Below are 25701 nucleotides of genomic sequence, written 5' to 3' on the forward strand. Positions count from 1 at the left end.
TTAATGATTGTGGGATTATGAAATCAAAGATTAAGGTAGAGAACTTAACAAAATACTTTGGAGATAAAAAGGTTTTAGACAATATCTCCTTTGAAGTTTATGAAGGGGAGATTTTTGGATTATTAGGGCATAATGGGGCTGGAAAGACAACAACTTTAAGGATATTGGCTGGAATTATTGAGGATTATGAGGGCTATGTGGAAGTTAATGGAAGAATTGGTTATTTGCCAGAGGAGAGGGGGCTTTATAGAGATGAGAAAGTTGTAGATGTATTAAAATTTTTTGGTGAGTTGGCTGGAATGAAGAAAGATGAGATTATTAAAAGCATAGATTATTGGCTGAATAAACTAAAGATTAGCAATTACAAAAACTCAAAAATTAAAGAGTTATCTAAAGGGAATCAACAGAAAGTTCAATTTATTGTTTCGGTTATTCATAATCCAGATATTGTTATTTTGGATGAGCCATTTTCTGGGTTAGATGTTGTTAATGTTAAGCTATTGAGGGATATAATATTTGAGCTAAAGGAAGGGGGAAAAACAGTCATATTATCAACTCACCAATTAGAGAAGGTAGAGAGGCTGTGTGATAGAGTTTTAATCTTAAAGAAAGGAAAGGCAATTCATTACGGAAAGATTGAAGATATTTGCAGAAAAATGGCATACATTGAGTATTTAGATAACGGAAAGTTAATAAAAAAGGAAATGCCTTATGAAGAAGCAATAAAAATTTTGAAAGAGAAATCTGAAGATGTTATTAAATTTGAGGTTAGATATTCATTGGAAGAGCTGTTTTTGGTGGAACAATGAAATTAGATGTCAAAAAAATTTTAACTATTGGGAAGAGAGAAGTCTTTAGCAATATAAAAAGAAAACAGTTTTTAATAGCTACTATTATAGGGCCTTTAATTATAATTGCATTAGCAATAATTGGAAGTTTTATGATGTTTGATATTAAAGAGATAAAGGTTGGATATGTTGATGAGTTTGGTTTAGATATTCCAAATAAAGTTGTAGAAAACAACTTTGGAAAAAACACTACCCTATATTTTATAAAATATGTAGATATTGAGAAAGGTAAAGAGGATGTTTTAAATAAAAGCATAGATGCTTTAATAATTATTCCAAAGGATTACTTAGATTCTGGGAAGATAATAATTTATTCCACAACAAAATCTCCGAATCCAATAATTACAGATGCTTTAAATAAATTTCTATTAAAAAAGCTTTTAAAAGGAAAGGTTGATAATAAAACATACAATAGGGTTATAAATCCAATGAATCTTGAAATTTATTCCATCTCTAAAAAAGGATTTGAAAAAGAGACGTTTTTATCTCAATTATTACCAATTGGATTTGTATTTTTGTTATATATGGCAATTTCTTCATTATCTGGGATTATTGTTTCATCAATTATTGAAGAGAAACAAAATAGAATAATGGAGCTTTTGCTGTGTTATGCATCAGCTGAAAATCTTATGTTTGGTAAGATATTAGGGATTTCAGCTGTTGGTTTATTGCAAATAGGTATTTGGCTGTTATTTGCTTTACCAATAGTTTTAGTATATGCTGTTAAGATATCTTTATCTTTGACAATTTTTGCCTTAGTTTATTTTATACTTGGGTATTTATTCTATTCTTCTCTACTCTGCGGTTTCTCATCTTTATTTTCCCATCCAAAAGATGCATCTCAACTAATGTCTCCAATAATAATCATCCAACTACTTCCAATAATGTTTATGAACACGATAATGGTTAATCCAAACCATTATATGGCTAAAATACTTTCCTATATTCCATTCACAGCCCCTTATGCAGTTGTTTTGAGAGCGAGTGTAACTCAACTGCCTTTAACAGAGGTTGCGTTATCAACAGCTATTATGCTTGTTAGTATAGTGATATCCTTTGTCTTATCAATAAAGCTGTTTAAAATTGGTGTATTGTTGTATGAAGAGAATTTAACATTAAAAAGAGTTATAAAAATTATCTTTAAAAAATAATTATTAATTATTTTTTTGTTTTAAAATTTAAAGATTTAATTTTTTAAACTACTTTATTTATTGGAAACTTTAATAACTTTCTTTTTACATTTTACTATGTTGTTAAAGGTTGTTACAAAAAACGCAACTACTTAGTGATGTTTAAATATTAAAAATCTAAAATAAAATTATCAAATGATATATGTAAAAAGTAATTAAAACCTTTTTATTTTTATTTAAATTTAATTTTTTTGTTATTTTAATATTTTATAAATATTGGGGAGGAACTATGGGCATAACATTTGGAATTATGTTTTTAGATATAAATCGACTAAGTTGGAAGTATAAATTAGGGATTGGAATTTTAATATTAATTGTAATAATTTTGGGAATTATTTGGATTAGAAATATTTATTTAAATAAGTGCAAAAAATAGTACTTAATTGACTCTGCTATGCATTGTAGGAAGTGCCTATGCCACATCAACAAATTTGTCGGGAATAACTACCTCTAAATTATCAGACAATAAAAAATTGCCCTGCAATGAAGTTGGTATAAAAATTTTATTTATTTTATTATTGGTGAAATTAATGTTAAATGAAATAAAGGAGAACTTAAAATACGTAAAATCAACTTTAAAATTTATTGGAAGCATTGTTTTACTCATTGGTGTGGTATATTATGCCTGTGGTTATGATTCTTCTTATTACAATGGAATTTATTCCATATTGTATAAAGTTGTTGGTGTGTTATTTGGATGGTTGATATTATTGTTATTTATAAGTATTGGAACTTATTTTAAAAATAAAGGAAGAAAAAAAGATTTTATGAACTTTTTAATAATGGTGTCGTTGTTTGCGATAATTCCACTCATTATTATAACATTATCTACCGCTCTTTTAATAATTGGTGATTATTTAATGGGAAAAATTAATCCATTAGTTGTATTATTCATAAAAATAACTGCTATATTTTTGATATTATTATCATATACGATGACATTGTGTATGAATCTTAAAAAAAAATGAGATTTTAGATTTGAAATAGCGATAATGTGGATATTTACATAATATGTTATGTAAATATAGACAAAATCGTGAATAATGATAAAAGCATTTGAATAAGGATATTTTATTTCATTTAAAAATTATTTTTTGGTGGAATAAATGTTAAAAAATCTCAATATAAAGATACTCACTATATTTATATTGCCGTTTATTGTTTATTTGGTCTTAAAAATTATGTTAAAATATGAGGATTTTAGTATGCTATTTTTAATGTGGTATATTGGCTATATTATGCTTATATTTGGTAGAGATTTAAAAATAAAGCCATATAATGTAGTGGGGACGATTTTATATCTATCATTTATAACATTATGGATTATCGTCTCATTAATTACACAACAAAATTTAGTATGTGGATTTTTTGGGGAATATATTAATTACTGGATATTTTTAACCGCATGGATTACAATTGGATATTATATAGCTTGGAGGGAGGAAATGATAAATAATGAGAGAAAAAATCTTAGATATGCCACATTGTTTTCAATAGTGTATTTGATATTTTTGATATTGTTTGATATTAATAACATTTATGCTTTTTTATTTGGAGCACTAATACTAATGTTAATATTAGTATTTAAGAGGGGATATAATGGATAAAAAGCTGTTGGGGATTAGAAATATTGGAGTTTTTTCTATAGTTGGAATGATTTTTGGAGGTTTGTTTGGGTATTTGTGTATGGTTTATTACCTCATATTTATAGACTCTTATTTGAGAATACCTCATAAATTCTACCCAATAAAGTCATTTTTATTATTAGTTTTTATATTTGTAATGATGATTTTATTTGGTTACCTCGGGAACTGTTTAGATGACGAATCAAGGGCTGTTAAAGAATTTAAAAATTTTAAAATAATGACTATCTCCATAATAGTTGGAACAATAATATATTCTGCAATGTTGCTAATTATTGTGTTAGTGAGTGGCGATGTAATTTTAACATACAATCCCAATACAATCAATGGCATAACATGGATAGGCGGAATGATTATAATCCTCTGCACTTATCTCTTTATCAAAAAAAGATTCTATTCAACACAAAATCAATAATCTTTTTACATTCTAAGAACTCAATATCAGAGCTTTAATCATGCATTATTGGAACTCACAAAGCATCTACAAGAGAAAAGTTTAAACTCCCAATAATTGGAAAAATAATAGCTGAAAAAATAGCAAAACCTTTATAAAAAATAATTATTTTTTGTTTTCAATATTTTTATTATCTCATCATCTACTGGCTTCATTGCCTTTGCAATCCTTCCAATATTTTCTATGCACTCTTTAAAGTCCTTTCCAACAATTCCGTTAGTGTAAGGAACTTTAGAGAATAAAGATAGATATATTGCAAATACACCAGAAGCTATCTTTAAAGCACAGCCAATTTTTCCACCGTCACAAACAATACCTGGAAGATTTGCTGTAAAGCTCTTAATGCTTTCTTCAATCTTATCAGCTCCAAATATATAGTATGATAAACCAGAAACTGCCCCAATTCCCCCTCTGTTTACACATCCACACATTGCTGAGATGTAGGATGAATAATAAGCTGAATATATAGTTGTTAAGGCAGATAGAGTTATAGATTTAATTAATCTCTCTTCATCATTTCCTTTTATCTCATCATAAGCAATTATTGGTAAAGTAGCTGTTAATCCCATATTTCCACTACCAGCAATAGCCATGGCTGGTTTATTAACTCCAATCATTCTATTATAAACTGCTGAAACTGTTTTTTTAAGCATATGATTTAAAATATCGTCATCCAACTCTAAGCTAATAAAATCTTCTGGCACTTCTGGTGTTGAAAGGTTTTTGTTGGTTTCTATTGTTTCTTTTATAATATTAACAATATCTTCTGGAATGTTCTCAATATAATCAATGAAATCTTTGAGAGTTAATTTTTTGTAAGCATTTTTTAACTCATCAGATAGAGCTTTTCCAGAATGACTGCCTTTAGTTTCAGCTTCATAAGTTTTATCAGCTTTTATAATTGCTTTACAATAAACATCTGAATCAATCACTTCAATTTTTAATTTATTTTCTATGAATTTTTCTAATTCCCCGTCATATTTTATATCTTTAAATATCTCAAGCTTATTATCTTTATTACCCAACAAACCACCAACAACTGCTGGTAGTATTCCAAATTTGTTTGTATTTGGAACACCAACTGAAAAGGCATTTTTAAAAGTCCCTTTATCTAAGATTAACCTAATCTCTTTTATTGAATACAAATCCTCTGGCTTTGCTTTCGCAACAGTATAACCAATTAACCCAACCTCTGTGCATCCTAATGCCTTAACTACCTCATTTTTTAAAACTTCTGTTATTAGCTCATTTTTGTCCATAAAAGACACCTAAAATTATTTTAAGAACTTTATTAACTTGAAATTTTTAGTTATTAGACATTCAAAGGATATAATAATATTATTAGTTCCTAAGAAGTTAGTCATAATAATAATATTTTATCTCTTTCCCAACTCTTCAACCATTAACAAAGCACAGTAATCTCCACAAATTGAACATGCTTTCTTTTCCTTTGAAGGTATCTCCTCCCTCATCTTTTTTGCTTTCTCTTTATCTATTGCTAATTCAAACTGTTTTTCCCAATCATGGTTTTTCCTTGCATAAGCCATCTCTATCTCTTTTTCCCATGCTAATTTATTTCCTTTAGCAACATCAGCAGCTTGAGCAGCTATTTTAGCGGCTATAACTCCTTCTTTGACGTCCTCTATTGTTGGTAACCTTAAATGCTCACTTGGGGTTACATAGCAGAGGAAATCAGCTCCATAGTAACCAGCTAATGCCCCTCCTATTGCAGATGTTATGTGGTCATAACCAGGAGCTATATCTGTAACTATTGGCCCTAAAACATAGAATGGGGCATTTTTACATAAACTTTTTTGCAATCTTATGTTTGTCTCTATGTAGTTTATAGGGATGTGTCCAGGTCCTTCTACCATACATTGAACCCCTTTCTCCCTACATCTTTCAACTAACTCTCCTAAGGTAATGAGTTCTTCAATTTGAGCTCTGTCTGTGTTATCTGCTAAACATCCTGGTCTCATTCCATCTCCTAAGCTTATGGTTACATCATATTCTTTAAGAATTTCCAATAAATAATCAAAGTTTTTGTATAAGGGATTTTCTTCGTTGTGATATAGGATATAGGCAGTTAAAAATGCTCCCCCTCTACTTACAACACCCATTATTCTTCCACTTTTCCTTAATCTCTCAACGGATTGCTTTGTAACTCCACAGTGTAAAGTCATGAAATCTACTCCTTCCTTTGCCTGTTTTTCAATAACCTTAAACATTAAATCTTCATTCATATCAATAACTCTTCCATACTTCTCTCTCGCTAATTTTCCAACTTCGTAGATTGGAACTGTTCCAATAGGGATTTTAACAGCATCCATTATTGCTTTTCTTATCTCTTCCAAATTACCCCCAGTACTTAAATCCATTACTGCATCTGCCCCATACTTTTCAGCAATTTTTGCCTTTTTTATCTCTAACTCTATATCAACACAATCTGGGGAAGTTCCAATGTTTGCATTTACCTTAGTTCTCAAATACTGTCCAATTCCTATGGGTTCAGTATCCCTATTAACATTTTTTGGGATAACAACATAACCTTTAGCTATAAGCTTTCTAAGTTTTTCAGTATCAATTTTTTCTTTTTCAGCGACAATTTTCATCTCTTCAGTGATAATTCCATTCTTTGCATCATCCATTTGAGTCATAACAATCACCAGATTTGTAATAATAGAGTATCTCGATAAATTTATTAAAACAAAACTATATAAAAGGTTAGGTAAATTATCATTATTAATTATGATAAATTATCTACCCATACCTTATGAGTCATATACTTACTTATCATGTTTATAGTTATTGGGTGTTGTTCATGAAGTATGAGGGAGAGATAGCTATAGGTCCAGTTCATCCTACAATGCTTGAACCACACAGATTAAGATTATTTATTGAAGATGAAATCATAAAAGAGGCTGAATTAACTATTGGTGTCAATTATAGAGGTATAGAGCTTATCATGGAAGGTCTTCCTCCAGAAAAAATAAGCATTTTATCAGAAAAGATTTGTGGAATCTGCTCTCACATTCATGTATGGTGTAATGTTACAGTTACTGAAAGAGGATGTGATATAGAAGTCCCAGAGAGAGCAGAATACATAAGAGCAATAGTTGAAGAATTGGAGAGATTACATTCCCACATGTTACTGTTTGGGCATGCATTTGAAGTTTTAGGTTTTGAGACAATGGCTTTTAGGGCATTTATGATTAGAGAACCAATAATGCAAATTTTAGGAGAGATTACTGGAGGAAGAGCCCAATATTCTTGCCCAATAATAGGAGGAATTAGGCCAAGATGTAATATAAATGAGAGTAAAATCCCTGCATTATTAGAAAGGTTGGAAAAGTTTGAAGAAAACTTAAAGAAGTTGTTGGAGAGAACTGTTAATGACCCAATGATTATGGCAAGGATTAAGGATGTTGGTGTCTTGGATAAAAAAACTGCTAAAAAGTTGCATGCTGTTGGACCTACAGCGAGGGGTTCTGGGATACATAGCGATATGAGAAAGATGGGGCAAGTTCCTGTTTATGATAACTTTGAGTTTGAAGAGATTTTGTTTGACGATGGAGATGTGTTTAGCAGATTGGCGGTTAGGTTCTATGAGTGCTTTGAAAGCGTTAAAATCATTAAGCAGGGTTTAAAGATATTGCCAGAGTTAGATAAAAAGATATACAACCCAAACTATGAATTAAAGCCTTTTAAACCAATAAATATCTATAACGAAGCTCAAAGAGGGCAAGTTTATTATTCCTATGGCTTAGATGAACATGGAAGGGTTAGGCAGGTAAAGATTAGGACTCCAACAGCAACAAACTTGGCTTGTATGGAAGCTATACTGCCGGGGCATCATGTTTCAGATGCTGAATTAATTATAGCAAGCTGTGACCCATGCTTTACATGCACAGATAGGATGATTGTTGTTAAAGAAAAGAAAGTTTAAGAATTAATATAATTAAATTATTAATTAAATTAATAATCCTATCTTGTCTCTATTTTTTGATTTTTCGATTAATATATAGACATAGATGATTTTAAATTTTATATATTAATTTTAACATAAGAAATTAATTTGCAAAATAACTTTAATGGTGGGATATATGAGTGAAGCTTTATTTAAAGAATTTAAAGAACATTCAGTTGCTGAATTTTTCAGAAAAAACAAACACATGCTTGGATACAGTGGAAAAATTAGAAGTTTAACAACTATAATACATGAATTGGTTACAAATAGCTTAGATGCGTGTGAAGAAGCTGGCATTTTACCAGATATAAAAGTTGAAATTGAAAAATTGGGAGCTGACCACTACAAAGTAGCGGTTGAAGATAACGGTCCAGGAATTCCTTTAGAATTCATTCCAAAAGTATTTGGGAAAATGTTGGCTGGTTCTAAAATGCATAGATTTATTCAATCAAGAGGACAGCAAGGGATAGGGGCTGCTGGTGTCTTATTATTTTCACAAATAACCACAGGAAAGCCGTTAAAGATTACTACTTCAACTGGAGATGGCAATATCTATGAAGTTGAAGTAAAGATGAATGTTGAAAAAAATGAAGGAGAGATTGTATCAAAAAAAGTAAGGAAAGGAAAGTGGAGAGGGACAAGGGTAGAGGGAGAGTTTAAAGAAGTTAGCTACAACAGAGGAGAGTTTGGACCTTTTGAATATTTGAGAAGGATAAGTTTAGCAACACCACACGCAAAAATTGTATTAAAAGATCCTTATGGAGAGGTTGTATTTGATAGAGTTGTTGATGAACTGCCTAAAAAACCAGAGGAAATGAAACCCCACCCTTATGGTTTAACCACTGATGAACTTTTATACATTGCGAGAAAGACAAAATCAAAGAAAGTTTCTTCAATGCTTGTTTCTGAGCTTTCAAGAGTTACAACAAAGAGGATTAAAGAGCTTTCAAATTACATGCTTAGAGACTTGATATTAAAGAAATTTAAAGATAGCGTATTTTGGAACATGGTTGTTTCCTGTTATTTAGATATAGATATTGAGAGCTATTTAAATAGATTTAAAGATTATATTAGCGATGATGAGATAGAAACCGTTAGAATGTTAATTAAAAACCTTCCAGAGAGCTTAGATGAGTTAAAGAGATACGCTTTAAAGTATGTAACAATGGAATATTTATTTAATAAGCTAAGTGAAGAGGAGATAAACAAAATAAAAAACCACTTTAAGAAGATACCTGAAAACTTTATGGAATGGGCTGAAAAGAACTATTTATCAGCTACAGCTGTTGATGAACTAAATAAAAAAGTTAAAAATATTGTAAAAAATCCAGAAGACTTTATTGCTGAAATAAAAAATAAAGGGCTAATATCTGATGAAGAACTAAAAAAATTTGAAGATGAAGTTAAAAATATCTTAAATAAAAACCCTAAGGAATTAACTTGGGATGAGGCAGAGATGATTGTTAATTGTCTCCAAAGCATGGAATTTATGGCTCCACCAACTACTGGATTAAGACCTATTGGGGCAGAAAATATAGAAAAATCATTAAAAGAGCTTTTACAGCCAGATTTTGTTAAAGCAATTACAAGAAATCCAAAAACTTATAGAGGGGGAATTCCATTCGCTGTTGAGGTTGGTATAGCTTACGGAGGAAATGCAGGAAGGCAGGGTGATGAAGGAAGAAGAATGGAGATTATGAGATTTGCTAACCACGTTCCTTTGCTATATGATGCATCAGCCTGTGGTTTGACTAAGGCAGTGAAAAGTATAAATTGGAAGAGGTATGGGTTGAGAGGGGAAGATGCTCCAATAACAGTGTTTGTTAATTTAATATCTACATTTATTCCTTACACTTCAGCAGGAAAGCAGGCAGTTGCTTGCAGTGAAAATGAGAATGAAGAGATTTATAATGAGATTAGACATGCGTTGATGATTTGTGGTAGAGAATTGGAGAAGTATTTATCAAGAATTAGAAGAGAGGCAGAGGAAGAAAAGAAGAGGAAGTATGTTATGAAGTATGCAAGAATCTTTGCTGAGGCTTTAGCTAATATATTAAATAAGCCAGTTGATGAAATTGAGGAGAAAGTTGTTAAGTTGTTGGAGTAGATTTTCTATTTTAAACTAATATACAATTTTATGTAATCCCAATTTAAAGAGTGGAAACAATGTTCAAACCAAAGAAGAAATTGGGGCAATGTTTTCTAATAGATAAAAATTTTGTAAAAAAAGCTGTTGAGTCAGCAGAAATAACAAAGGATGATATAGTTTTAGAAATTGGATTAGGAAAAGGAATTTTAACAGAAGAATTAGCTAAAAATGCTAAAAAAGTCTATGTTATTGAGATAGATAAGAGCTTAGAGCCTTACGCCAATAAATTAAAAGAAAATTATAATAACATAGAAATCATCTGGGGAGATGCATTAAAAGTTAATTTAGATGAGTTAGATTTTAATAAGGTTGTTGCCAATCTACCCTATCAAATATCATCACCAATAACATTTAAACTAATAAAGAAAGGCTTTGATTTGGCTGTTTTGATGTATCAGTATGAATTTGCCAGGAGAATGGTGGCTAAGGAAGGAACAAAGGATTATGGCAGATTAAGTGTAGCAGTGCAATCAAGAGCAGATGTTGAGATAGTAGCCAAAGTTCCACCAACTGCCTTTTCTCCAAGACCTAAGGTTTATTCTGCAATAGTTAAAATAAAACCCAACAAAAATAAATATCATATAGAGAATGAAGATTTCTTTGATGATTTTTTGAGAACCATATTTCAACACAGAAATAAATCAGTTAGGAAGGCGTTGATTAACTCCTCAAAAGAATTAAACTATAGCAAAGATGAAATGAAAAAAATATTGGAAGAATTTTCTAACACTAACTTAGAAGTAAAAAATTTAATAAACGAGAAGGTCTTTAAACTCTCTGTTAAAGATATTGTTAATCTCTCAAATGAGTTTTACAGATTTTTAAAGAGAGATAAAAATTAAGGTTATAGCCATGAAGGTTGTAGTAGGAGGGACATTTGATATTTTACATAAGGGGCATAGGGAGTTGTTAAAATTTGCATCTTCTTTGGGGAAATTAACTGTTGGAATAACAAGTGATGAATTTGCCAAAAAATATAAAACACATAAAATAAATGATTTAAAAACAAGAATAGAAAATTTAAAAAAATTTTTAGATAGCATAAAAGCAAATTACGAGATTAAAGTTATAGATGATTCCTATGGAGATGCAATTGTAGAGGATTATGATATTATAGTTGTCACTCAAGAAACACTAAAAAATGCTGAGAAAATAAATGAAATCAGAAAATCTAAAGGACTAAAACCATTAAAAATTGTTGTTTTTAAACCAATATTAGCAGAGGATGGAAAGCCAATATCTACAACAAGAATCAGAAAAGGAGAGATAGATGAGGAAGGGAGACTAATAAAATAACCAATATAAAACTATGTGATATTATGGATGTTGTTTTAATTGTTTTAATTTTAGTTTTAGTCGGGTATTTCTCAAAAATCTTTGAAATTTTAAAGGAAGAGCATGCAAAAATTCTAAACAACATTGTTATTTACATTGCTATGCCCTCAACTATATTTTTAACCATATTAAAAAATGTCTCTTCATCTCAGATATTAGAATTTTTAAAGCTTCCATTGGTTATTTTTCTATCTTGCTTGTTTGTTGGAATATTGGCTTATTTACTTGGAAAGCACATTTTTAAATTAAAAGATGGGAAACTTGGTGGGTTAATATTAGTTTCAATGCTTGGAAATACTGGATTTTTAGGATATCCAGTAGCTTTAGGAATGTTTGGTGAGGAGGGATTAGCGAGAGCTATTTTTTGTGATTTAGGAGGAGTCTTTGCCACAATGCTATTAGGAACTTATGTTGGGATAAAGTTTGGAAAAGGAAGGGGTAAAAATATCTTAAAAGAGATGGCTAAATTTCCCCCTTTAATAACAGGAATTTTTACAATAATATTGGTATTTTTTGGTTTTAAGTTAGAGTATCTGCCAAATTTTATCTTAAAATCTTTAAATTATCTGTCTTCAGCAACTGTTCCTTTAATTATGATGTCTTTGGGCTTATCTCTCTCACCAAAAGCTTTAAAGTTTGGAGTTTTTTGGGGGATAATTGTTTCAATGTTTAGATTTATTGTATCTCCAGCAACTGCTTTTACACTCTCTGAACTAATCAATATAAAAGGCTTAGATAAACAGGTGTTGTTAGTTGAAAGTTCAATGCCCTCAGCAATGATGACGCTTGTTTTGGGAACTTTATATGATTTAGATGTTAAGTTAATAGCATCATCTATATTTATTACAACAACATTTTCTTTATTGGTTATTGCTATTTGGGGATGGATTTTTCATTAACAGGATTAAAGATATATATAAGATAGACTAACCTATCTATTGTTTGTTCTTAATGTTTATTATTTTATCAATGTTATTACCTTTGTTATTACCTTTATCTGCCTATTAAGAGGGAGTAAAGATGGAAGGGAATGGAGTAAAAAATTATCTTGTTCTTGTTGTTGATATTGATGATGATATTGGAAGAAAAGCTGGTTTAAACACACCAATTTTAGGGAGGGAAGAAAATATAAAGGCACTGATAAAATTAGGTTTGGCAGACCCTGGAGATAGTGACGTTAATGCAATTCTTGGAGGGGTTAAGATTTATGATGAGTTAAAAGCAAGTGGAAAAGATGTTGAAATAGCAACAATTTCTGGAGATGTTAATGTTGAATCAGAGAAATGTGCATTAAGAATAAAGGAGCAGATTGACTTTTTATTGTATTTGTATAATCCAGATTTTATTTATTTGGTCTCTGACGGAAAAGAGGATGAGATGATTTTGAAATACTTAGAGTCAAAAAATGTTTTTGTGTGGAAGAAGAGGGTTGTTGTTAAACAGAGTGAAACCTTAGAATCCACTTACTATTTAATTCAGGAGTTTATTAAAAAGACTATGGAGGAATATATCCCATTAATTCTAACGTTTATTGGTTTTTCTTTGATATTGTATGCAATATTTGCAGACATAGGTTGGAGGATTGTTGTTGGAATTATTGGTTTGTACATATTGGCAGAGGGAGTGGGTGTTAGAAAGTTATTAATGGAGAAAATTAAAAAGAAAGAAGAGTTTGAAATTGGGAGAGTTTTTCCTATTTCAGCAACCATCTCTCTGTTTATATTGATTATTGGTCTTACATACTCAATAAGTTCATCGCACTCAACGATACTAAATGAATTTATAGGCAAATTTTTGTTACACTTTGTGGATTCTTTAGTATTAGCTTCATTAATCTTAATGGTTGGGAAGTTTGTAGATAACGTTATACACTCTGAACAAAAGCTTTTAGAAATCTTTAAAAAGTATTTCTTCTATTTGATATGTATATTTATTTCAAGAGAATTAATCATTACTGGTGGAAATTATTTGCTGGGAAAAATTGGGTTTATAACGTTTGTTATGTATGTGATAATTTATATATCCATTACAATCATTCTTTCCGTCATTCTATTTACTAAGAGTCCAAATGAAGATTAAATTAATCAAACATTACAAAGGGCTAATATGATTACGGTAATCGCTATAACTAAAGATGGTAGCATTGTTGAATCAAAACTTGATGAAATTAGCTTTGAAGATTATAAACTTATTTGGATTGATTGCTATGACCCAAAAGATGAAGAGTTATATAAACTTTCCAAAAAAATTGGCATTCCTGTCTCTGATTTGCAGATTGGTTTAGATGAGCAGGAAATTCCAAGGGTAGAGGAAGACGAAGACTTTTACCTAATTATTTACAAAGCTCCACTATTTGAGGAGGATATTATAACAACATCTCTTGGTATCTATATTAAAAATAATATACTATTGACGATTCACTCAGACAAAATAAAGGCAATTGGAAGATTACATAAATTAATATCAACAAAAAAACCAAGAATTGTATTTGAAAGAGGAATCGGCTTTCTATTGTATCACATATTAAATGAGATTACAAGGAGTTATTCGAGAATTTTAATGAACTTAGAAGATGAGTTAGAGGAATTAGAGGATAAATTATTGATTGGTTATGATAGAGAGGTTATGGAAAGCATTTTAAGCTTAAGGAAAACCTTAGTTTATTTTCATAAATCTTTAATAGCCAATAGGGATGTTTTAGTTCTATTAAAGAGGAAATATCTTCCAATAACTACAAGAGAGGACAGGGAGAACTTTGAAGACCTCTACTACGACACTTTGCAGTTGATTGATATGTCAGCAACCTATAGGGAGGTTTTAACATCAATGATGGATATTACTTTATCATTAGAAAATATAAAGATGAACCAAATTATGAAAATTTTGACAATGGTTACAACAATTTTCGCTGTTCCCATGTGGATTACTGGAATATATGGAATGAACTTCTCCTATTTGCCTTTAGCAAATAATCCTCAAGGTTTTTGGCTTGTAATGGCTTTGATGGTTGTAATAATTATGATATTTGTCTATATATTTAGAAGGTCAGGATGGATTTAGAGGGAGAAAATGATTATCTGGCCAGCATATATTGACAAAAAGAAAAGTAGGAAAGAAGGCAGAAGAGTTCCAGAAGATTTGGCTATAGAAAATGTAAAATTGAAAGATATCGAAAAGGCATTAAAAAAGCTTGGCTTAGAACCAAAGGTTTATAGGGATAAAAGATATCCAAGGCAACATTGGGAGATATGTGGATGCATAGAGGTTGATTACAAAGGAAATAAATTGCAATTGCTAAAAGAGATTTGTAAAACAATCAAAAGAAAGGAATAAAAATGATTTATTGTGGTTTCTCCATTAATGCTTTTTTACTCAATATTTTACCTTCTGGGTGGTGTGGTTTTCTACTAACTGTGTCCATTGCTTTTTCTAACTCTCTTGCTTCATCTACCAATTTGGCAGCATATCTAATCATTTCATGAGCTGAGGCAACAATTGGGATGTATTTCTCAGCCTCTTTTGTCATGAAGCATCCTTTAACATCAACGTCTCCAACCTTCTCAGCTATAACAAAGGCTGCCATTGCCTTTGCCTTTGCGTAAGGGTTGGTGAATTCCATAGCTTCAACTGCCTTCTGCTCGGTGATAACAATTTTTGGTAATTCTGGCTTTTTTCCTTCTTTAACTGCATCAATCATCTTATCAATTGCTTCTTGAACAATTCTTAAAGCTCCAGTTCCAGCCAAAACTCTTATAACGTCTGAGTTAAATAAAGCCATTTCAACAGGGTCTAAAAACTCTCTTCTTGCGCCAATCATTGGGTCGCACTTTATAATTATGTAGCCAAGCCCTTGCTGTTCCATTTCATCCTTAACTCTTAAACCTGGAGCATCTCCAATAATCACTGCAGGAATTCCGCTTTGGCTTAAAATTTCTCTTGCTTTTTTTGGCCCTGGAGCTGCTGGGTTAGGGCCTATATAAATAATGAAATCAGGTTTAACTTCTTCAACCATCTTTTTTGTAACTTCTTCAACTGATTCTGGGTCCATCTTTGCCCCACTACCTAAAACTCTAACTGCTATATCTTTTCTATCTGCTCTCTCATCTAATGCCAAATCAACAACTGGGGACATTCCAATGTTACCACACTTTATTATTCCTATTTTTACTACCAAATTATCACCCTTTATTACTTAATGTGGATATTAGTATTATCCAAGCTTGTTCAATAAATATCTTACTACTTATCTGGAGTATTCATTTGATATATAATATCTTTAGAATTTGATATTAAAAAATAATAACTATTCATTTAACTAATATCTAATATTAGGAATACTAATAACCCCAAATTACTAAGCTTAAATATAGTTTTTTGCAAAACTTATTAACATCAATATGGAAGATTTGAACGCCTTCCTTTGAGAAGGCGTTCGTTATGTGCCTTATTCATTCCAAGATATTTTGCAAAAAACTATAAAATGAAAATAGAAATAATAACAATAAAAGTAAAGATAATTTACTTGGTGGCTGCCATGAATGAAATTCCAATATTTATTGCAATTTTAAGTTTCATTATTATGTGCATTGGGGAAATTTTGGCATATTATTCCGTATCTTTAAAATATAAATATGAATTCGAGGCTATTTCTTTTGGATTTATATTTGGAGTTGCAACTTTAATACTGATTCCAAAATCTTTCTCTAAAGCATTTGCAGTATTTGTAATTTTAGGAATGGTTACTGTTTATCTTATTGAGACATATCTTGCATACTGCCCATTATCAAAAAAATACTGCATAGAGTGTAATGGATTAGAAAAAGAGCTTAAAATTAAGTTTATTTACCCAATATCATTCTTTATCCACACATTTATAGATGGACTTATTATAGCTGTCTCGTATATTAGTAATATTGGCCTTCCTCTATATCTTGCCATATTAATGCATAAACTACCAGCTGGATTTGTTCTAATGTCTCCACTGAAGGGAGTTTATAAAAATCCATTCTATATAGGGGTTGCTGTATCTTTAGGCACTGTTATAGGGACTGTCGTTGGATTAATAACATTGAAAAATATCTCTCCAAAAATACTCTTGGCATTTTCTGGAGGTGTGTTTTTAGGGGCATTCCTTATGCTTGTCCCTCACATCTATGAACATAAAAAAGAAAAATCTTTTTTATATATTCTTTTAGGCTATATATTGGTTGGTGTTTTAACACTTCACTAAGTTTAATAAATCTTTTTGCAGTTTATATATTAAAAACAGAATATTTATTCCTGTAAAAGCCCTATATTCAAAATGTATAAGTATGCATTATTATAATTATTTCAGAAATCTAATTACATTTCTTGAGGTGTTCATCTTGAAGAAATACAAAGACATGTATCCAGATGAAAATGGAAAATTTGGTATTTATGGAGGTAAATTTGTTCCAGAAACATTGATGCCAGCTATAGCTGAATTGGAAGAGGCATTTAAAAGATTTTGGATAAACAATGAAGGGAACTTTAGAGAAGAGTTCTATGCTTTATTAAGAGACTACGTTGGGAGACCTACTCCTCTATACTATGCTGAGAGATTGAGTGAAGAATTGGGATGTAAAGTTTATTTAAAGAGAGAGGATTTAGCCCACTTAGGAGCTCATAAAATAAACAATGCCTTAGGGCAAGCTTTATTAGCTAAAAAGATGGGTAAGAAGAGGGTTATAGCTGAAACTGGAGCTGGACAGCATGGAGTAGCAACAGCAGCAGCATGTGCAAAGCTTGGTTTGGAATGCGTTATCTATATGGGAGCTAAGGACGTTGAGAGGCAAAAGCTAAACGTCTTTAGGATGGAGTTGATGGGAGCTAAGGTTATTCCAGTATTTGGTGGCTCACAGACATTAAAAGATGCTGTAAATGAGGCGTTGAGGGATTGGACAACCAACGTTAGAACTACCTACTACTTGCTTGGCTCTGCTCTCGGCCCTCATCCATATCCAATGATGGTTAGAGAGTTTCAGAGAGTTATTGGTAAGGAGATTAGAGAGCAGATATTAGAGAAAGAAGGAAGGCTGCCAGATGTTATCGTTGCATGCGTTGGAGGAGGAAGTAATGCAATAGGGGCATTTTATGAGTTTTTGGATGATGATGTTGAGCTTTATGCTGTTGAGGCAGGAGGTAAAGGGATAGAAACAGGTATGCATGGAGCATCACTCTGTGCTGGAGAAGTTGGAGTTTTGCATGGAGCTAAGATTTACGTTAAAGAGGATGAATTTGGACAGATAGAAGAGAGTTACAGCATCTCAGCTGGTTTGGACTACCCAGGAGTAGGGCCTGAGTTATCATTTTTAAAGGATGAGGGAAGGATTAAGGCAGTTTGTGTAACTGATGATGAAGCTTTAGAGGCTTTCCAATTACTATGTAGATTAGAGGGTATTTTGCCAGCATTGGAAAGCTCTCATGCCTTAGCTTATGCTGTTAAATTAGCAGATAAGTTGGATAAAGATGACATAATGGTTATTAATTTGTCTGGAAGAGGAGATAAAGACGTTCATACAGTTGCTAAGGCTTTAGGGAGAGAGATTTAAAATTATTTTATCAAACATTTTGGGGGATATTATGAAAATATCAGAAAAATTTGAAGAACTAAAAAAGAAGGGAGAAAAGGCATTTGTTGCGTTTTATGTTGGAGGAGACCCAGATTTAGAGATTTCAGAAAAGGCTTTGGAGGTTATCTGCAAACATGCTGATATTGTTGAGATAGGTATTCCGTTTTCAGACCCAGTTGCAGATGGGATTACCATACAAAAGGCAGATGTTAGGGCTTTAAACAGTGGTATGAATCCATTAAAAGCATTTGAGTTGGCTAAAAGATTGAATGAAAAAGCTCCAAATGTCCCAAAGGTTTTCTTAACCTACTATAACATAATATTTAAAATGGGTGAGGAAGAGTTTGTTAAAAAATGTAAGGAAGTTGGTATAGCTGGAATTATAGTCCCAGACTTACCAATTGAAGAGGCAGACAGCCTATATAACTGCTGTAAGAAGTATGGAGTTGATTTGATATTTTTGGTAGCCCCTACAACACCGGATGATAGGCTTAAAAAAATTTTGGAGAAGTGCAGTGGGTTTGTTTATGTTGTCTCTGTAACTGGGATTACTGGAGCAAGAGAGAAAGTAGCTGAAGAGACAAAAGAGCTTATAAAGAGGGTTAAAAAGTTTTCAAAAGTCCCAGCATGTGTTGGTTTTGGAATCTCAAAGAGGGAACATGTTGAGGAAATAACTGATATAGCTGATGGTGCTATCGTTGGAAGTGCAATTGTTAAGATTGTCGAAAAATATGTTGATGAGAATGGGAAGATAAAAGATGAGGAAAAATTTTTAAAAGAGTTAGAGGAGTTTGTTAAAAATTTAAAGGAGGGAACTAAAAAGAAAGCTAAGATAGCTGTGAAGAATTAACAATAAATTTAAATGAAAAAATATCTTTATAGAGCAATAAAAGTAAAAAATAAATATGAGAAAAAAATATTTTTAAGGATGCATCACATTTATCCATCATTATCTCAAATCTCTTTTAACTTAATTTTATCATTAATTATATTTAAACAAAATGGTAGGGAGGAGTAACCTTGAAGGTCACAGACCACATACTGGTTCCAAAGCATGAAATAGTTCCTAAAGAAGAAGTTGAGGAGATTTTGAAGAGATACAATATAAAGATTCAGCAACTGCCAAAAATTTATGAAGACGACCCTGTTATTCAGGAGATTGGAGCTAAAGAGGGAGATGTCATTAGAATAATTAGAAATAGCCCAACTGCTGGAGTTAGTGTAGCTTATAGGTTAGTCATTAAAAGGATTATTTAAAATAGGTGGCAATCATGAGAGAATTAGTAGATGCTTATTTTAAAGAACATGGTTTAATAGACCACCAGATAGAGTCATACAACGATTTTGTGGAAAACAGATTACAAAAAATTATTGATGAAGTTGGTTATATTGAAACAGAGATTACTGGTGGATATAAAGTTAAATTAGGGAAAATTAAAGTAGGAAAACCTGTTATTAAGGAGGCAGATGGTTCAATAAGACCAATAACTCCAATGGAAGCGAGGATTAGAGATTTAACATATTCAGTTCCATTATACTTAGAGATGACCCCAATTATTGGTGAAGGGGAGAATGAGATAGTAGGAGAAACAGTAGAAGTTTATATTGGTGAACTTCCAGTAATGCTTGGTTCAAAAATCTGTCACTTGTACGGAAAATCAAGAGAAGAGCTTATAGAGTTGGGGGAAGACCCTGAAGACCCCTTTGGCTATTTTATAATCAATGGGACTGAAAAGGTTTTAATTACCCAAGAAGATTTAATTCCAAATAGAATTTTGTGTGAAAAGGCAGAGAGAAGTGGGAAACTTGTAGATGTTGCAAAAGTGTTCTCAACAAGACATGGATTTAGGGCTTTATGTACAGTAGAAAGACATCCTGATGGTTTGTTATATGCTACATTCCCAGGAATGCCAGGGCAGATTCCATTGGTTATATTGATGAAAGCACTTGGGGCTGAGACAGATAAAGACATTATTGAGGCAATTAATGATGAAAGATTCTTTATGGAGATTGTTTTAAATATCCAAGAGATTAGGGAAGAGCACAATATAAACACTCCTGAAGAAGCTTTAGAGTTTATTGGAAAGAGAGTAGCTCCAGGGCAGGCAAAGGATTATAGATTAAAGAGGGCTGAAACAGTTTTATGCAACTATTTACTGCCACATTTAGGAGTTACAAAAGAAGATTTCCCAAAGAAAATTAGATTCTTAGGAATAATGACAAGAAACGCTTTAGAACTTTACTTTGGATATAGAGGAGAGGATGATAAAGACCACTACGCATATAAGAGGGCTAAGTTAGCAGGAGACTTAATGGAAGATTTGTTTAGATATGCTTTCAGCCAACTTGTTAAGGATATAAAATACCAATTGGAGAGACAGACATTGAGAAACAAAACCCCATCAATTCAAGCTGCTGTAAGGAGTGATATATTAACTGAAAGAATTAAACACGCTATGGCAACTGGGACATGGGTTGGAGGAAAAACTGGGGTAAGCCAGCTCTTAGATAGAACAAGTTACTTAGCTACAAACTCTCAATTGAGAAGGATTGTTTCACCATTATCAAGGTCACAGCCACACTTTGAAGCAAGAGAACTGCATGGAACACACTGGGGTAAGATATGTCCATCAGAAACTCCAGAGGGGCCAAACTGTGGTCTTGTTAAGAACTTTGCTATAATGTGTAAAGTTACAAGAGAAGAGGATGACAGCAAAGTTATTGAATTATTAAAATCCTTTGGAATTAACCTCTCTTAATAAAATCTATTTAATTGTTAGTTTTTGCTAAGTTTTTGTTATAACAAAAACTTTTCAAAGGTCTAAATAAAAATCTCTTTAGGTGAAAAACTTGGCATCAAGGGAAGTAAATATTTATGTTAATGGAAAGTTGATTGGAACTACAGATAAACCAGAAGAACTCGTTAATTTTATTAAGGAGGCAAGAAGAAAAGGAGAACTCCCTCAATATACAACAGTTGCTTATCATGAAGAGAGTAACGACATTCACATAAACACGGATGCTGGGAGAATTGTTAGACCATTAATAGTTGTAGAGAATGGAAAACCAAAATTAACTAAGGAACATATTGAGAAATTAAAGAAAGGAGAGATTACATTTTCAGATTTAGTTAAAGAAGGGATTATTGAGTATTTAGATGCTGAAGAAGAGGAGAATGCTTATATAGCTTTATCCGAAGAAGAGCTAACTGAGAAACACACCCACTTAGAGATAGACCCACTCACAATATTGGGTATTGGGGCAGGGGTTGCTCCATATCCAGAACACAACTCAGCTCCAAGAATTACAATGGCTGCAGCAATGGGGAAACAATCCTTAGGAATTCCAATGAGCAATATAAAATGGAGATTAGATACAAGAGGGCATTATCTCCACTATCCACAAGTACCAATTGTTAGAACTAAGCATCAAGAGATTTTAGGATTTGATAAGAGACCTGCAGGACAGAACTTTGTTGTAGCCATTATGAGCTATGAAGGATACAACATGGAGGATGCTATCGTCTTTAATAAATCAGCTATTGATAGAGGTTTAGGAAGAAGCACATTCTTTAGAACTTACGATGCATGTGAGAGGAGGTATCCTGGAGGACAGATGGATAGATTTGAGATTCCTGATAAGGGAGTTAGAGGTTATAGATCAGAAGAAGCTTATAAATACTTAGAAGAGGATGGAATTGCCGCTGTAGAAGCTCATGTAAAAGGTGGAGATGTAATTGTTGGTAAAACCTCCCCACCAAGATTCTTAGAGGAGCATGAGATAACAATCCAAGTTAAACCACAGAGAAGAGATTCATCAGTTGTTGTAAGACATGGAGAGGAAGGATATATTGATAAGGTTATATTAACCGAAACAAAAGAAGGAAATAGATTAGTTAAAGTCAAAGTTAGAGATTTAAGAATTCCAGAGCTTGGAGATAAGTTTGCTTCAAGACATGGGCAGAAGGGGGTTATTGGGCTTACAGTTCCACAGGAAGATTTACCATTTACAGAGAGTGGGATAGTTCCAGATATTATAATTAACCCACACGCAATTCCATCAAGAATGACCGTTGGGCAGTTATTAGAGATGCTTGGAGGTAAAGTAGGAGCTTTAGAGGGAAGAAGAATAGATGGAACTATATTTAGCGGAGAAAAAGAGTGGGATTTAAGAAAAGCTTTAGAGGCTTTAGGATTTAAGCACCATGGTAAAGAGGTTATGTATGATGGTAAAACAGGAAAGAAGTTTGAGGTAGAGATTTACATTGGTATAGCATACTACCAGAAATTGCACCACTTAGTTGCTGGAAAGATACATGCAAGAAGTAGAGGGCCTGTCCAAGTGTTAACAAGACAGCCAACAGAAGGTAGGGCAAGAGAGGGAGGTTTAAGGTTTGGAGAGATGGAAAGGGATGTATTGATAGGGCATGGTGCAGCTATGCTATTAAAAGAGAGACTTATGGATGAATCTGACCCTTACGATATCTGTATCTGTTCAAAATGTGGAGATTTCGCTATATTAGATTACAAGAGAGGTATAAAATACTGTCCAATATGTGGAGAGATTGAAAACCTCTACAACTCTAAGAAGATACCATTTGTCAGAATACCTTATGCATTTAAGCTGTTGTTGGATGAGTTGAAGAGTATGTGCATCCTACCAAGAATTAAGGTTAGAGATAAGGTTGAATTAGAGGACTTTAAAGACTTTGTTGAAAAATTAGAGAAGGAGAAAGTTGAAGAGAAACAATAATTTCCTAAATTTTAAACTTACTAAATTTTAAAATTTTAAAATTAAATCCTTAACTCCTGGTGATGTTGATGGAGAGGTATGATATCCCAAAAGAAATTGGAGAAATAATGTTTGGTTTGTTATCTCCTGATTACATAAGAAAGATGTCAGTGGCTAAGATAGTTACACCAGATACCTATGATGAGGATGGTTATCCAATAGATGGAGGTTTAATGGACACAAGATTAGGGGTTATAGACCCTGGTTTAGTTTGTAAAACATGTGGAGGAAGAATTGGAGAATGTCCAGGGCATTTTGGACATATAGAGTTAGCTAAACCAGTAATTCATATAGGATTTGCCAAAACAATATACAAGATATTGAAGGCAGTTTGTCCACACTGTGGAAGAGTAGCAATAAGTGAAGCTAAAAGAAGAGAGATTTTAGAAAAGATGAAAAAGTTGGAGAGAGACGGTGGAAACAAGTGGGAGGTTTGTGAAGAAGTTTATAAAGAGGCTTCAAAAGTTACGATCTGTCCATACTGTGGGGAGATTAAATATGATATAAAGTTTGAGAAGCCTACAACATACTATAGAATTGATGGTAATGAAGAAAAAACACTAACTCCATCAGACGTTAGAGAAATCTTAGAGAAGATTCCAGACGAAGATTGCATCTTATTAGGATTAAATCCAGAGGTTGCAAGACCAGAGTGGATGGTTCTCACAGTTCTACCAGTTCCTCCTGTAACAGTAAGACCATCAATCACCTTAGAGACTGGAGAAAGAAGTGAAGATGATTTAACTCACAAGTTAGTTGATATCATTAGAATTAACAATAGATTAGAGGAAAACATTGAAGGAGGAGCACCAAACTTAATTATTGAGGACTTGTGGAATCTCTTGCAGTATCATGTTAACACATACTTCGACAACGAAGCTCCTGGAATCCCCCCAGCTAAGCACAGAAGTGGAAGACCATTAAAAACTTTAGCCCAAAGATTGAAAGGTAAAGAGGGAAGATTCAGGTACAACTTAGCTGGTAAGAGGGTTAACTTCTCATCAAGAACTGTCATCTCTCCAGACCCATGCTTAAGTATTAATGAGGTTGGAGTTCCAGAGGTTGTGGCTAAAGAGCTAACTGTCCCAGAGAAGGTAACAAAATACAACATTGAGAGAATTAGGCAATTATTAAGAAATGGTTCAGAGAAACACCCAGGGGTTAATTATGTTATAAGAAAGATGGTTGGTAGGGATGGGACAGAGCAAGAATTTAAGGTTAAGATAACTGAAAGCAATAAAGATTTCTGGGCAGAGAATATAAAAGAAGGAGATATTGTTGAAAGACATTTAATGGATGGAGATATCGTTTTATACAACAGACAGCCATCATTGCACAGAATGTCTATTATGGCACATAGAGTTAGAGTCCTCCCATACAGAACATTTAGACACAACTTGTGTGTCTGTCCACCATATAACGCTGACTTCGACGGAGACGAGATGAACTTACATGTCCCACAGTCAGAGGAAGCAAGAGCAGAGGCAGAGGCTTTAATGTTGGTAGAGAAACATATCCTCTCTCCAAGATTCGGAGGGCCGATTATTGGAGCTATACACGACTTTATCTCAGGAGCTTATCTCTTAACTTCAAACTACTTCACAAAAGATGAAGCTACCCTAATTCTAAGAAGTGGAGGAATAAAGGATGAGTTATGGGAGCCAGATAAAGTAGAGAATGGAGTTCCGTTATATTCAGGTAAGAAGATATTCAGTAAAGCATTACCAAAAGGATTAAACTTGAGGTATAAGGCAAAGATTTGTAGAAAGTGTGATGAGTGTAAGAAAGAGGACTGTCCTTATGATGCTTATGTAGTAATAAAAGATGGAGAGCTAATCAAAGGAGTTATTGATAAAAACGGTTACGGGGCAGAGGCAGGTTTAATCTTACACACAATAGTTAAAGAATTCGGTCCAGAAGCTGGGAGGAAGTTCTTAGATTCAGCTACTAAGATGGCAATAAGGGCAGTGATGCTAAGAGGATTTACAACAGGTATTGATGATGAAGATTTACCAGAAGAAGCATTAAAAGAGATTGAAAAAGTTTTAGATGAAGCAGAAGAAAAAGTTAAAGAAATTATTGAAAAATATGAAAGAGGAGAACTTGAATTGCTTCCAGGTTTAAACTTGGAAGAGTCAAGAGAGGCATATATAAGCAATGTTTTAAGAGAGGCAAGGGATAAAGCAGGGGCAATCGCTGAAAGATACTTAGGTTTAGACAACCATGCAGTTATCATGGCAGTTACTGGGGCAAGAGGGAATATCTTAAACTTAACACAGATGGCGGCATGTTTAGGGCAGCAGTCAGTTAGAGGTAAAAGGATCTTTAGAGGTTATAGAGGTAGAGTTCTCCCACACTTCGAAAAAGGAGATTTAGGAGCAAAATCTCACGGGTTTGTTAGAAGTAGTTATAAGAAAGGTTTGAGTCCAACAGAATTCTTCTTCCACGCAATGGGAGGTAGGGAAGGATTGGTTGACCAGGCAGTTAGAACAGCTCAGTCTGGTTACATGCAGAGAAGATTAATTAACGCTTTACAAGACTTAAAAACAGAGTTTGATGGAACAGTTAGAGATTCAAGAGGAATTATGATTCAGTTTAAATATGGAGAGGATGGAATTGACCCAATGCTTGCAGATAGAGGTAAGGCAGTTAATATTGACAGAATAATTGATAAAGTTAAGATGAAATACAACAAATAAGTTTTAAAAATTTTTAAACAACTTTTTAATAT

General features: G+C 32.6%; 24 protein-coding genes. 21 read left to right on the forward strand and 3 right to left on the reverse strand.

Going from position 1 to position 25701, the window contains the following annotated elements:
- The first annotated feature begins 17 nt into the window (after positions 1-17).
- From MFS40622_RS08215 to MFS40622_RS08235, 6 genes are all read left to right on the forward strand, one after another.
- Positions 18-809: an ABC transporter ATP-binding protein gene (locus tag MFS40622_RS08215; RefSeq protein ID WP_012981209.1), complete on the forward strand. Its 792-nt coding sequence runs from the start codon at positions 18-20 to the stop codon at positions 807-809.
- Positions 806-1999, forward strand: a complete 1194-nt coding sequence (locus tag MFS40622_RS08220) for an ABC transporter permease (RefSeq protein WP_012981210.1) — start codon at positions 806-808, stop codon at positions 1997-1999. The genes MFS40622_RS08215 and MFS40622_RS08220 overlap by 4 nt, the downstream gene beginning before the upstream one ends.
- A gap of 268 nt (positions 2000-2267) precedes the next feature.
- Positions 2268-2414 (forward strand): hypothetical protein, encoded by a 147-nt coding sequence (locus MFS40622_RS09535; protein ID WP_012981211.1) that lies wholly within the window; start codon positions 2268-2270, stop codon positions 2412-2414.
- A gap of 154 nt (positions 2415-2568) precedes the next feature.
- Entirely contained in the window at positions 2569-3006 is a 438-nt protein-coding gene (locus tag MFS40622_RS08225) for a hypothetical protein (protein ID WP_156770010.1), read from the forward strand.
- 138 nt (positions 3007-3144) lie between these two features.
- On the forward strand, positions 3145-3645 hold the full coding sequence (locus tag MFS40622_RS08230; protein ID WP_012981213.1) for a hypothetical protein: 501 nt from the start codon (positions 3145-3147) through the stop codon (positions 3643-3645).
- Positions 3638-4096: a hypothetical protein gene (locus MFS40622_RS08235; RefSeq protein WP_012981214.1), complete on the forward strand. Its 459-nt coding sequence runs from the start codon at positions 3638-3640 to the stop codon at positions 4094-4096. The genes MFS40622_RS08230 and MFS40622_RS08235 overlap by 8 nt, the downstream gene beginning before the upstream one ends.
- 131 nt (positions 4097-4227) lie before the next feature.
- Here the strand turns inward: MFS40622_RS08235 and MFS40622_RS08240 are convergent, their stop codons facing one another.
- Both MFS40622_RS08240 and thiC read right to left on the reverse strand, forming a co-directional pair.
- The gene (locus tag MFS40622_RS08240; RefSeq protein WP_012981215.1) at positions 4228-5394 is read right to left on the reverse strand and encodes an L-serine ammonia-lyase, iron-sulfur-dependent, subunit alpha; all 1167 of its coding nucleotides are present in this window, start codon (positions 5392-5394) and stop codon (positions 4228-4230) included.
- Positions 5395-5511: 117 nt separating this feature from the next.
- Positions 5512-6792: a phosphomethylpyrimidine synthase gene (gene thiC / locus MFS40622_RS08245; protein ID WP_012981216.1), complete on the reverse strand. Its 1281-nt coding sequence runs from the start codon at positions 6790-6792 to the stop codon at positions 5512-5514.
- Between the two features lie 164 nt (positions 6793-6956).
- On the opposite strand from thiC, the gene MFS40622_RS08250 reads away from it, so the two are divergent.
- From MFS40622_RS08250 to MFS40622_RS08285, 8 genes are all read left to right on the forward strand, one after another.
- Positions 6957-8081: a nickel-dependent hydrogenase large subunit gene (locus MFS40622_RS08250; protein WP_012981217.1), complete on the forward strand. Its 1125-nt coding sequence runs from the start codon at positions 6957-6959 to the stop codon at positions 8079-8081.
- A 157-nt stretch (positions 8082-8238) separates the two neighbouring features.
- Positions 8239-10209 (forward strand): DNA topoisomerase VI subunit B, encoded by a 1971-nt coding sequence (locus MFS40622_RS08255; RefSeq protein ID WP_012981218.1) that lies wholly within the window; start codon positions 8239-8241, stop codon positions 10207-10209.
- 59 nt (positions 10210-10268) lie between these two features.
- Positions 10269-11093 (forward strand): 16S rRNA (adenine(1518)-N(6)/adenine(1519)-N(6))-dimethyltransferase RsmA, encoded by an 825-nt coding sequence (gene rsmA, locus MFS40622_RS08260; protein WP_012981219.1) that lies wholly within the window; start codon positions 10269-10271, stop codon positions 11091-11093.
- Positions 11094-11103: 10 nt separating this feature from the next.
- Positions 11104-11547 (forward strand): phosphopantetheine adenylyltransferase, encoded by a 444-nt coding sequence (locus tag MFS40622_RS08265; RefSeq protein WP_012981220.1) that lies wholly within the window; start codon positions 11104-11106, stop codon positions 11545-11547.
- Positions 11548-11570: 23 nt separating this feature from the next.
- The gene (locus MFS40622_RS08270; protein WP_012981221.1) at positions 11571-12485 is read left to right on the forward strand and encodes an AEC family transporter; all 915 of its coding nucleotides are present in this window, start codon (positions 11571-11573) and stop codon (positions 12483-12485) included.
- Between the two features lie 121 nt (positions 12486-12606).
- Complete coding sequence (locus tag MFS40622_RS08275; protein WP_012981222.1) at positions 12607-13665, forward strand: DUF373 family protein; 1059 nt, start codon at positions 12607-12609, stop codon at positions 13663-13665.
- A gap of 27 nt (positions 13666-13692) precedes the next feature.
- On the forward strand, positions 13693-14646 hold the full coding sequence (gene corA / locus MFS40622_RS08280) for a magnesium/cobalt transporter CorA (protein ID WP_012981223.1): 954 nt from the start codon (positions 13693-13695) through the stop codon (positions 14644-14646).
- Positions 14647-14655: 9 nt separating this feature from the next.
- The gene (locus MFS40622_RS08285) at positions 14656-14919 is read left to right on the forward strand and encodes a signal recognition particle subunit SRP19/SEC65 family protein (RefSeq protein ID WP_012981224.1); all 264 of its coding nucleotides are present in this window, start codon (positions 14656-14658) and stop codon (positions 14917-14919) included.
- Between the two features lie 7 nt (positions 14920-14926).
- Here MFS40622_RS08285 and MFS40622_RS08290 read toward each other — a convergent pair whose 3' ends face one another.
- Complete coding sequence (locus MFS40622_RS08290) at positions 14927-15760, reverse strand: F420-dependent methylenetetrahydromethanopterin dehydrogenase (RefSeq protein WP_012981225.1); 834 nt, start codon at positions 15758-15760, stop codon at positions 14927-14929.
- 360 nt (positions 15761-16120) lie between these two features.
- Here MFS40622_RS08290 and MFS40622_RS08295 point away from each other — a divergent pair, with 360 nt between their 5' ends.
- From MFS40622_RS08295 to MFS40622_RS08325, 7 genes are all read left to right on the forward strand, one after another.
- A complete protein-coding gene (locus tag MFS40622_RS08295) occupies positions 16121-16816 on the forward strand; it encodes a ZIP family metal transporter (protein ID WP_012981226.1) in 696 nt (231 codons plus the stop codon).
- Between the two features lie 136 nt (positions 16817-16952).
- Positions 16953-18158 carry a tryptophan synthase subunit beta gene (gene trpB, locus MFS40622_RS08300; RefSeq protein WP_012981227.1) on the forward strand — a complete coding sequence of 402 codons (1206 nt, stop codon included), beginning with the start codon at positions 16953-16955 and terminating at the stop codon, positions 18156-18158.
- A 31-nt stretch (positions 18159-18189) separates the two neighbouring features.
- Entirely contained in the window at positions 18190-19029 is an 840-nt protein-coding gene (gene trpA / locus MFS40622_RS08305; RefSeq protein ID WP_012981228.1) for a tryptophan synthase subunit alpha, read from the forward strand.
- A 170-nt stretch (positions 19030-19199) separates the two neighbouring features.
- Positions 19200-19436 carry a DNA-directed RNA polymerase subunit H gene (locus tag MFS40622_RS08310; RefSeq protein WP_012981229.1) on the forward strand — a complete coding sequence of 79 codons (237 nt, stop codon included), beginning with the start codon at positions 19200-19202 and terminating at the stop codon, positions 19434-19436.
- A 14-nt stretch (positions 19437-19450) separates the two neighbouring features.
- Positions 19451-20938, forward strand: a complete 1488-nt coding sequence (locus MFS40622_RS08315; RefSeq protein ID WP_012981230.1) for a DNA-directed RNA polymerase subunit B'' — start codon at positions 19451-19453, stop codon at positions 20936-20938.
- A gap of 82 nt (positions 20939-21020) precedes the next feature.
- Entirely contained in the window at positions 21021-22931 is a 1911-nt protein-coding gene (rpoB, locus tag MFS40622_RS08320; RefSeq protein ID WP_369750796.1) for a DNA-directed RNA polymerase subunit B, read from the forward strand.
- Between the two features lie 68 nt (positions 22932-22999).
- The gene (locus tag MFS40622_RS08325; RefSeq protein WP_048197520.1) at positions 23000-25669 is read left to right on the forward strand and encodes a DNA-directed RNA polymerase subunit A'; all 2670 of its coding nucleotides are present in this window, start codon (positions 23000-23002) and stop codon (positions 25667-25669) included.
- Positions 25670-25701: the final 32 nt, after the last annotated feature.

This window comes from Methanocaldococcus sp. FS406-22 (genome assembly GCF_000025525.1).
Classification (GTDB): Archaea; AGJL01; Methanococci; order Methanococcales; family Methanocaldococcaceae; genus Methanocaldococcus.